This window comes from Methylobacillus sp. MM3 (assembly GCF_001645185.1).
GTDB lineage: Bacteria > Pseudomonadota > Gammaproteobacteria > Burkholderiales > Methylophilaceae > MM2.
Window position 1 is genome coordinate 1 of record NZ_LXTQ01000028.1, and the last position, 402, is coordinate 402.

General features: G+C 47.0%; 2 protein-coding genes. Both read left to right on the forward strand.

What is annotated here, in order from left to right; genetic code table 11:
- A partial coding sequence (locus A7976_RS08750) for a YciC family protein (RefSeq protein WP_305791276.1) occupies positions 1-254 on the forward strand: 254 nt, incomplete at its 5' end.
- A gap of 29 nt (positions 255-283) precedes the next feature.
- On the forward strand, positions 284-402 hold a 119-nt coding region (locus A7976_RS08755), incomplete at its 3' end, for a septation protein IspZ (RefSeq protein ID WP_205633484.1).

Below are 402 nucleotides of genomic sequence, written 5' to 3' on the forward strand. Positions count from 1 at the left end.
TGTTGGTACAGGACAAAATGGGCGTTTTTGCCTCGATGCGTAGCAGTATGCGGCTGACTTGGGCGAATATGCGTCTGGTGGCACCCGCAGTACTGAGCTGGTTGCTGGCAAAAACACTGTTGCTGCTTTTTGCCTCTTCTTTTGCCGCATTAACCCCGGAAATTGGTGCCGTACTGGCGAACACCTTGAGCAACCTGATTTCAGCCATATTGCTCATCTATCTGTTCCGCCTGTATATGTTGATTCGCCAATAACCTTAAGCATTTGATTACGGAATCGTAAAATGAAGCAGTTTCTTGATTTTTTACCGCTGGTTGTCTTTTTCGCGTTTTACAAGATTTATGACATCTATGCGGCTACTGCGGCGCTGATCGTCGCCACGGCGATTGTGCTTATCTATAG